Annotated in this window: 6 protein-coding genes; 3 read left to right on the top strand and 3 right to left on the bottom strand. The window is 74.1% G+C overall.

All coding sequences use genetic code 11. From position 1 onward, the window contains the following. Positions 1-231 precede the first annotated feature (231 nt). Positions 232-2,040, top strand: coding sequence for a GMC family oxidoreductase (locus L1885_RS19205; RefSeq protein WP_235798388.1), 1,809 nt, complete (start codon positions 232-234; stop codon positions 2,038-2,040). A gap of 903 nt (positions 2,041-2,943) precedes the next feature. Here the strand turns inward: L1885_RS19205 and L1885_RS19200 are convergent. Further along, positions 2,944-3,258 carry a chorismate mutase gene (locus L1885_RS19200; RefSeq protein ID WP_235798386.1) on the bottom strand — a complete coding sequence of 105 codons (315 nt, stop codon included), beginning with the start codon at positions 3,256-3,258 and terminating at the stop codon, positions 2,944-2,946. Between the two features lie 546 nt (positions 3,259-3,804). On the opposite strand from L1885_RS19200, the gene guaA reads away from it, so the two are divergent. After that, a complete protein-coding gene (gene guaA / locus L1885_RS19195) occupies positions 3,805-5,418 on the top strand; it encodes a glutamine-hydrolyzing GMP synthase (RefSeq protein WP_372481979.1) in 1,614 nt (537 codons plus the stop codon). A gap of 108 nt (positions 5,419-5,526) precedes the next feature. Here the strand turns inward: guaA and L1885_RS19190 are convergent, their stop codons facing one another. Further along, positions 5,527-6,438 (bottom strand): TolB family protein, encoded by a 912-nt coding sequence (locus tag L1885_RS19190; protein ID WP_235798385.1) that lies wholly within the window; start codon positions 6,436-6,438, stop codon positions 5,527-5,529. Between the two features lie 394 nt (positions 6,439-6,832). On the opposite strand from L1885_RS19190, the gene L1885_RS19185 reads away from it, so the two are divergent. After that, positions 6,833-7,558, top strand: coding sequence for a DUF998 domain-containing protein (locus tag L1885_RS19185; RefSeq protein WP_308117350.1), 726 nt, complete (start codon positions 6,833-6,835; stop codon positions 7,556-7,558). Positions 7,559-7,649: 91 nt separating this feature from the next. On the opposite strand, the gene L1885_RS19180 is transcribed toward L1885_RS19185, so the two are convergent. Beyond that, positions 7,650-7,931: an SCO5918 family protein gene (locus L1885_RS19180; RefSeq protein WP_235798384.1), complete on the bottom strand. Its 282-nt coding sequence runs from the start codon at positions 7,929-7,931 to the stop codon at positions 7,650-7,652. Between the last annotated feature and the right edge of the window lie 161 nt (positions 7,932-8,092).

Genomic DNA, 8,092 nt, shown 5'->3' with positions numbered 1-8,092 from the left:
CGGCCGGGCGAGCAGCCCCCGCCCGCCCCGCCGCCGGCGCCCGCCGGGCGCGACCGCCGTGACCACGAGAGGGAGGCCGGAGGCTTGTCCACGCAGCAGATCCCCGCACCGGAGCCCGGCGGCGGCGCGACCGCCCGGCAGGGCCCCGTCACGCAAGCGGCAGAGGACCCGCGTCCAGAGGCCGGCGCGCCGGAGTCTTTCGTCGAGGACGCCTTCGACTACGACGTCGTCGTGGTCGGTTCCGGCTTCGGCGGCGCGGTCTCCGCGCTGCGCCTGACCGAGAAGGGCTACCGGGTCGGCGTCCTGGAGGCCGGGCGCCGCTTCACCCGCGAGACGCTGCCGCGCAACTCGTGGGACGTGAAGAACTACCTCTGGGCGCCCGCACTCGGCCTGTACGGCATCCAGCGGGTGCACCTGCTCGGCAACGTGATGGTGCTCGCGGGCGCCGGGGTCGGCGGCGGCTCGCTGAACTACGCGAACACCCTGTACGTCCCGCCGCCCGCCTTCTTCGCGGACCCGCAGTGGGCCTCGATCACCGACTGGCGCGAGGAACTGGAGCCGTACTACGACCAGGCGCGGCGCATGCTCGGCGTGCGCACCAATCCCACCATGACCCCCTCCGACGTCCACCTCAGGGCGGCGGCGGAGGCGATGGGCGTGGGGGAGACGTTCCGGCTCGCGCCGGTCGGCGTGTTCTTCGGCGACGGCGAGGACGGGGCGGGCGGCGGCGGCGAAGGGGCCGGCGGGGTGGTCGCGCCGGGCACGCCCGTGGCCGACCCGTACTTCGGCGGCGCGGGCCCCGAGCGCAACGCCTGCACCGAGTGCGGCGAGTGCATGACGGGCTGCCGGCACGGCGCCAAGAACATGGTCACGGAGAACTACCTCCACCTCGCCGAGCGCGCGGGCGCCGTCATCCACCCCATGACGACCGTCGCCGCCGTCACCGAGCACGAGGACGGCGGCCACCGCGTCGTCACCGTCCCGACCGGCGCCCGGCGAAGGCGGGGCCGCCACCGCACGCTCAGGGCCCGGTACGTGGTGATTGCGGCGGGCACGTACGGCACCCAGACGCTGCTGCACACGATGCGCGACCGGGCGCTGCTGCCCCGGCTGTCGGACCGGCTCGGCGAGCTGACCCGGACGAACTCCGAGGCCCTGGTGGGCGCGCAGACCGACGACCGCCGCTACCGGGAGCGGCACGGCGCCGAACGCGCCGACTTCACCCGGGGCGTGGCCATCACGTCGTCCATGTACCCGGACGAGCACACGCATGTGGAGCCGGTCCGCTACGGCCGGGGCTCGAACGCGATGGGCGCGCTGTCGATCCTCCAGGTCCCGCACAGCGACCACCGGATCAGGGCCTGGCTCGGGCACGCGGCCCGGCACCCGTCGCTGATGCTGCGCTCGCTGTCCAACCACCGGTGGTCCGAGAAGACGATCATCGGTCTGGTCATGCAGTCCCTCGACAACTCCCTGACGACGTACCTCAAGAAGAGCGGCCCCGGAAGGGGGCTGCTGACGGCGCGTCAGGGCCGCGGGGAGCCGAACCCCAAGCAGATCCCGGAGGCCACGCGCGCGGCCTCGCTCATCGCGGAGGAGATCAACGGCTTCCCCGGCAGCAACGTCGGCGAGCTGATGGGCACTCCGCTGACCGCGCACTTCCTCGGCGGCTGCCCGATCGGGGCCTCGGCGGAGGAAGGCGTGATCGATCCGTACCACCGGCTCTACGGGCACCCGGGGATATCGGTGGTGGACGGCTCCGCGGTCTCCGCCAACCTCGGCGTCAACCCCGCGCTGACGATCACCGCGCAGGCGGAGCGCGCCATGTCGTTCTGGCCCAACAGGGGGGAGGCCGACCCGCGGCCGGCGCAGGGCGAGGCGTACGTGCGGCTGGGCGCGGTGGAGCCGAGGTCGCCCGCGGTGCCGCCGTCGGCGTTCGGCGCGCTGCGGCTGCCGTTCCTGGAGGTGCCCGAGGTCCCGAAGGCGAGGCGCGGACGCGGCGGGAAGGCCGGGGGTGCCGGCGGGGCCGGGAAGGCCTGAGCCGGGCTGAGCCCAGTGCGAAGCGGGGCCGGGAGACACCGACGGGGACGCTGCACCCCCCTCCGAGTGCAGCGTCCCGTCATCGGGTCAACGCATGGAAGACCTGCGACCCGCGTAGATGGTTGTCGTGCGGATCGGAGTGAATGCATGTGATCTGCGTCACTTCCGGCTGTCGCTCCGGTGGCGCGGGCGCCGTCCCGGCCCGTCGGCGCGCGCCGTGCGGATGCCGCACGGGGGCGGAGCCGGGCGGGGTACGGCCGCAAGGCCGTGGGGCGGGGGGCCGGTGGGCCGGGCCGTCGGAAGACCGCAAGACGTCCGCAGGACCTTCGAAGGGCGGGAGGGGCGGGGAGCCGCCGGGGAAGTTCGGGGACGCGGTGCCCGTCGCGGGAGTCGGGCGGGCGTTCGGGCCGGGCGGTCAGGAGGGGCGCCGCAGCGCGGACGCGGCGGACGGGGTCGGCCGCCGGGTACGGATGAGGCCGGCCCCGGGCGTCCCCGGAACCGGCCCACCCGGGTGACCGGGCCGCTGTCCCCTGCCGCCCGGTCACCGAGCCGGGATGAGGTCCCACGACGCACCGCTGGTACGCCACACACCCCGGCAGGGCCACGCGTGGATGCTGCTGATCCTGCTGTGTACTGCTTGCTGCCATCCGTGCCTGGCGGGCACGGACGCACTCTCCAACGAGGCTCGGGCCCGCCCGGTCACGCGCCGTACGGGTGAGAGCCGCTGCCGCGTCTTGCCCGAACGGACGTGCGCCCCTCGCGGCAGGCCGCGGGCGGTGCGGCGCCCGTTCCGGTGTCCCGGCCCCGATTCCCGGACCCGAGCCCCGGCCCCGAGTCCCGGGCTCGTGTCTCCGGCCCACGGTTCGGCCCACGGTCCGGGCGCGCGTCTCCGGGCCCGGTGTCTCAGACGCGTCCCCGGGACAGTTCGAGCAGCTTCAGCGCCAGCGACGCGCCGGGCTTGCCCAGGGCGCGGCTGTAGTTGCCGAGGATCTCGTTCTCGCGCGAAGTGTGCACGCGGCGGCCGCCCGACTCGATGCGGGCCTTCTGGATGACCGCGGAGACGGCCATGCGCTCCTGGATGAGGCCGATGATGCGGTCGTCGAGCGCGTCGATCCGCTCGCGCGCCCCCTCGATGGTGCCGGCGGCCTCCGCGGTGCGGGCACCGGTGGCGTCCGCACTGCCGGAAGGGGAGGAGGGGGAAGAAGTGGTGAGGGCCATGGTGGGTGCTCCTTGTGGTCCGTTGACGGTGTTCCGTGCGGCGGCGGTGGACGGAGCCCCGGGGTGCGGGTCGGGCCCGGAAAGCGAGAAGCGCCCCGGGACCGTGCCGGTCCGGGGCGCTTCGGAAGTCGCTTGTCAGCTCAAGCAGCACGACCTGTGGCACCCGGACTGGCCGGTGCCATAGGTAAAGACGAAGGTCGAGTGCTCGCGCATGGCGCCGAGTATGGACCATGCGGCGCCCGCGGATCAAAGCACCGTTCGCATGATGAGACCGCTGCCACGGCGCCGGCACGCCGGTGAGACCGGAGAGGCCGAGACCGGAGGGGCCGAGACCGGAGGGGCCGAGACCGGAGGGGCCGAGACAGGATGGGACCGAGAGCGGAGGGGACCGAGGATTCCGGAGTCCTCGCGGCCCCGGATCCGGGCCCGGGCCGGTGCCCCTCGGGGCACACCGGCTCCAGACCGCTCCACCGGGCGGCGCCGGTAGAATCGGGAGAACCGACCGACCCGACCGCCCACCCCGCCATACCGCCGGAAGGCCGCCCCGTGTCAGCAGCACCACCCACCGCCGAGAACACCGCTGCCGCCGGCAGCGCCCACGAGGACACGGTCCTGGTCGTGGACTTCGGCGCCCAGTACGCCCAGCTCATCGCCCGTCGCGTCCGCGAGGCGCGGGTCTTCAGCGAGATCGTGCCGTCCACCATGCCGGTGGCCGAGATGCTGGCGAAGAGGCCGAAGGCGATCATCCTCTCCGGCGGTCCCTCGTCGGTGTACGCGGAGGGCGCGCCGAGCCTCGACGCCTCGCTGTTCGAGGCGGGCGTGCCGGTCTTCGGCATGTGCTACGGCTTCCAGTTGATGGCGAAGGCCCTCGGCGGCACCGTCGAGGCCACCGGCACCCGGGAGTACGGCGGCACCCCGCTGCACGTGGCGAAGCCCGGCTCGACGCTGTTCGAGGGCACGCCCGCCGAGCAGTCCGTCTGGATGTCGCACGGCGACACCTGCACGGCCGCGCCCGAGGGCTTCTCCGTCACGGCGTCCACGGATCTCGTCCCGGTCGCCGCGTTCGAGAACGACGAGAAGAAGCTGTTCGGCGTCCAGCACCACCCCGAGGTCATGCACTCGACGTACGGGCAGCAGGTGCTGGAGCACTTCCTGTACCGCGGCGCCGGCATCGACCCGACGTGGACCACGCAGAACGTGGTGGAGGAGCAGGTCGCGCTGATTCGCGAGCGGGTCGGCGCCAAGCGCGCGATCTGCGGGCTGTCCGGCGGCGTGGACTCGGCGGTCGCCGCCGCGCTCGTCCAGCGCGCCATCGGCTCGCAGCTGACCTGCGTGTACGTGGACCACGGCCTGATGCGCAAGGGCGAGACCGAGCAGGTCGAGAAGGACTTCGTCGCCGCGACGGGCGTGCAGCTCAAGGTCGTCGACGCGTCCGAGCGGTTCCTCGGCGCGCTCCAGGGCGTCAGCGACCCGGAGCAGAAGCGGAAGATCATCGGACGCGAGTTCATCCGGGTCTTCGAGCAGGCGCAGGCGGAGATCGTCGCCGAGGCGGGCGCAGAGGGCGAGGACGTCGCGTTCCTCGTCCAGGGCACGCTCTACCCGGACGTCGTCGAGTCCGGCGGCGGCACGGGCACGGCGAACATCAAGTCCCACCACAACGTGGGCGGCCTGCCCGACGACATCGAGTTCGAGCTGATCGAGCCGCTGCGCGAGCTGTTCAAGGACGAGGTCCGGATGGTGGGCCAGGAGCTCGGCCTGCCGGAGGAGATCGTCCAGCGGCAGCCGTTCCCCGGCCCCGGCCTCGGCATCCGCATCGTCGGCGAGGTGACGCGCGAGCGGCTCGACCTGCTGCGCGAGGCCGACGCCATCGCCCGCGAGGAGCTGACCGCCGCCGGACTCGACCGCGACATCTGGCAGTGCCCCGTGGTGCTGCTCGCGGACGTCCGCTCCGTCGGCGTCCAGGGCGACGGCCGCACGTACGGGCACCCCATCGTGCTGCGTCCCGTCTCGTCGGAGGACGCGATGACGGCCGACTGGTCGCGCCTCCCCTACGACGTACTGGCGAAGATCTCGACGCGCATCACCAACGAGGTGGCGCAGGTCAACCGCGTGGTCCTGGACGTGACGAGCAAGCCGCCGGGCACCATCGAGTGGGAGTAGCCGCCGCAGGCAGGCGGGGAACGGCGAGGGGCGCGGGGTCCGGCACGGCGGACCCGGCGCCCCTCGCCGCGTCCGCCCCGCCGCCCGCCGGCGTCCGCGCCGGGGCCCTCAGCGCCCCGACAGCGGGTAGGAGACGAAGGCGTAGCGTTCGCTGTCCGGCGCCCAGCTGTTGACGTTGACCGTGCCCTGGCCGCCGAACAGGCCGTGGCTGTGCACGGGCACCGACCAGTCGTCGGCGCGCACGAGGTTGACCGTGACGTCCAGGTTCTCCGGGTGGCCGAGCGTGCCCGAGGGGAACGACAGGTAGGTGGCGTGCCGCCCGTCCGGCGACAGGTGGGGGAACCAGTCGACGGTGTCGGACGTGTGCAGCCGCTCGACCGGGCCGCCGAGCGCCGGGACGCGTGCCAGCTGCGCGTGGCCCGGCGCGGTCGTGAACGTCTCCGTGTTGAAGAGGATCCATGCGCCGTCGGGTGAGTACTCGGGCCCGTCGATGTGCCCGTCGCCGGTGTCGAGCACCCGGGCCGGGCCGCCGGCCGCGGGCATCAGCGCCAACCGGCCCTGCGCGCCGGGCTCGTCCCGCGGGATGTGCACGTATGCCAGGGTCGTGCCGTCGGGGCTGACGCCGTGGAGGTAGTGCAGGACGTCGTCGGCGCCCTCGGTGAGGCGGCGGCCGTCCCCGCCGCCGGCCGGAACGGCGTAGAGGTGGCCGTCCATGCCGGACACATACAGGGTCCGCCCGTCCGGGGCGAGCACGTGGTCGTTGTTGATCGGCGGTACGCCCCGCAGCTCCACCTCGCTCAGGCCCGATGCGCCGTCCAGGTCGAGCCGCCACAGCCGCCCGTCGCCGTTCAGCAGGAGACTGCGGCCGTCGGAGCTCCAGTTGGGGGCTTCCAGCAGCATGTCGCCGGTCTCGAAGACGGGCTCGGGCGCGCCCGGACCGGTGGGAGCGGTCCACACGACGGTCCGCTGCCCGGCCGCGAGCGTCCGCGGCCGCATCCCGGTGTCCTCGCTGTCTGCCATGGGTCTCGCACCCTTCCTCGTCGGGTCCGCCGGGCGGGGCACCGCCTGATCGCCGGCGCGTCCGCGGCTCCGGCCGGACACCCGCGATGATCAAGGCGGTCCGCGCCCGGTGTCAACGGCGCGGAGCCCGCGCCCGCGTGGGGCGTGGGCCCGGACCGTACCCTCGGCGCCGCGTACCGGCCCGTACCGCGGTCACGCGTCCGGGCCTCCGGCGCCTGGGGGAGCGGCGCGGTCCGTACCCGCGACCCACCGTGCTCCGGCCCGATGGGTCGGTGCGGTCGAAGGGACCCGGCCGCCGTCGAGGCCCGGGCCCGGGCGAACTCGACCTCGGCCCACGGATGCAACTCCGCGTGTGCAACGCTATGAGCAGTTTGTTACGTTTTAGGATCTTTGCATGCGCATCGTTCCCTGGTGGGCCGTGCTGTCGGCCACGGCCGCCCCCATCGTGCTGGTCGCCGGCTGGACGGTCGCGCAAGTGATCCAGGGGCCCGGCTACGACGCCGCCACGGAGTCGATCAGCCTGCTCGGCTCCTACGGCGCTCCCGGCTACTGGGTGCTGACCGCCTCCCTGCTCGCGCTGGGCGTCTGCTACCTGGTCACCGCCGCCGGTCTGCGGGCCGCCACCCGCTACGGGCGGGCAGCGCTCGGCGGCGGCGGGGTGACGCCCATCGCGCTGACGCTCGTCCCGGCCCCCAGCAGCGGCGGCTCCTTCGTGCACGGCACGGTGGCCACCATCGGATTCGTCCTGCTGGCGCTGTGGCCCGTGCTCGCGGTCGGTCGCGGCGGCAACGGCATGCCCTGGGGGCTGCGCCCGATCCCGGCGAGTGTGGCGAGCGGGCTGATGTGGTTCGGCGCGGGCTGGTTCTGGGTCGAACTGCACCGGAACGGCCCCCACCGGCTGCCCGGCGTCGCCGAGCGCGTCGTGACCTTCGGGCAGGCGCTCTGGCCGATGCTCGTGGTCGTCTCGTGCCTGGCCTTCCCGCGCATGCTGCGCGGCGTGGGCCCCGTGCGCGGCCTCGACCCGGCCCTCAGGCGCGTGGCGCCGGACGGCGGAACGAAGCTGATGCCGGGGCCCGAGCCGAAGGAGACCGGGCGCCTGCGCCGGTGGGACGGCTCCTGAGGGACCGGGCCACCGGCGGCGCCGGGGGAGTGCGGCCGGGCCGGGGCGGCGGTGGTGCTCCGCCTGCCCGGCCCGGCGGGTCAGCCCCTGGTCACAGGATCGGGTCCGCGGGGTCGGGCGCGGCCGACGTCTCGGGGAGCGGAAGCGTCCCGCAGGTGAAGCCGAGACGGGTCAGCGCCCGCGTCACCTCGTCCGCCGTGAAGTCGCGGCGGTCCTGCCGCGTGATCAGCTCACCCACCTGCTTGACGGGGTAGACCTTGCGGCCGATCGTCACGGCGGCGCCGGTGCCTTCCTCGGGCTTGACGCCCTTCATGGTCTGCTCGACCTCGCTCTTGACGAGGTCGAAGGGGAATCGGGCGATCACGCAGCGCATGGGGTCCTCACCAGTGTCGATCGGCAGTTGGTGTCTTCGGGGTGGTGCATCTGCTGGCCTGCGGCAGAGGTCTGCGGTGGTCCCGGTACGGGGACGGCCCGCGGGCGCCGGGCCGCCGCACGGACGCTGCGGGGGCGCGGGCGCCCGGGCCGGGCGCGCCG

Origin of the sequence: Streptomyces fuscigenes, from assembly GCF_021556455.1 — a bacterium.
GTDB classification, from domain to species: Bacteria; Actinomycetota; Actinomycetes; order Streptomycetales; family Streptomycetaceae; genus Streptomyces; species Streptomyces fuscigenes.
This window is presented reverse-complemented; position numbering and strand designations above follow the sequence as displayed.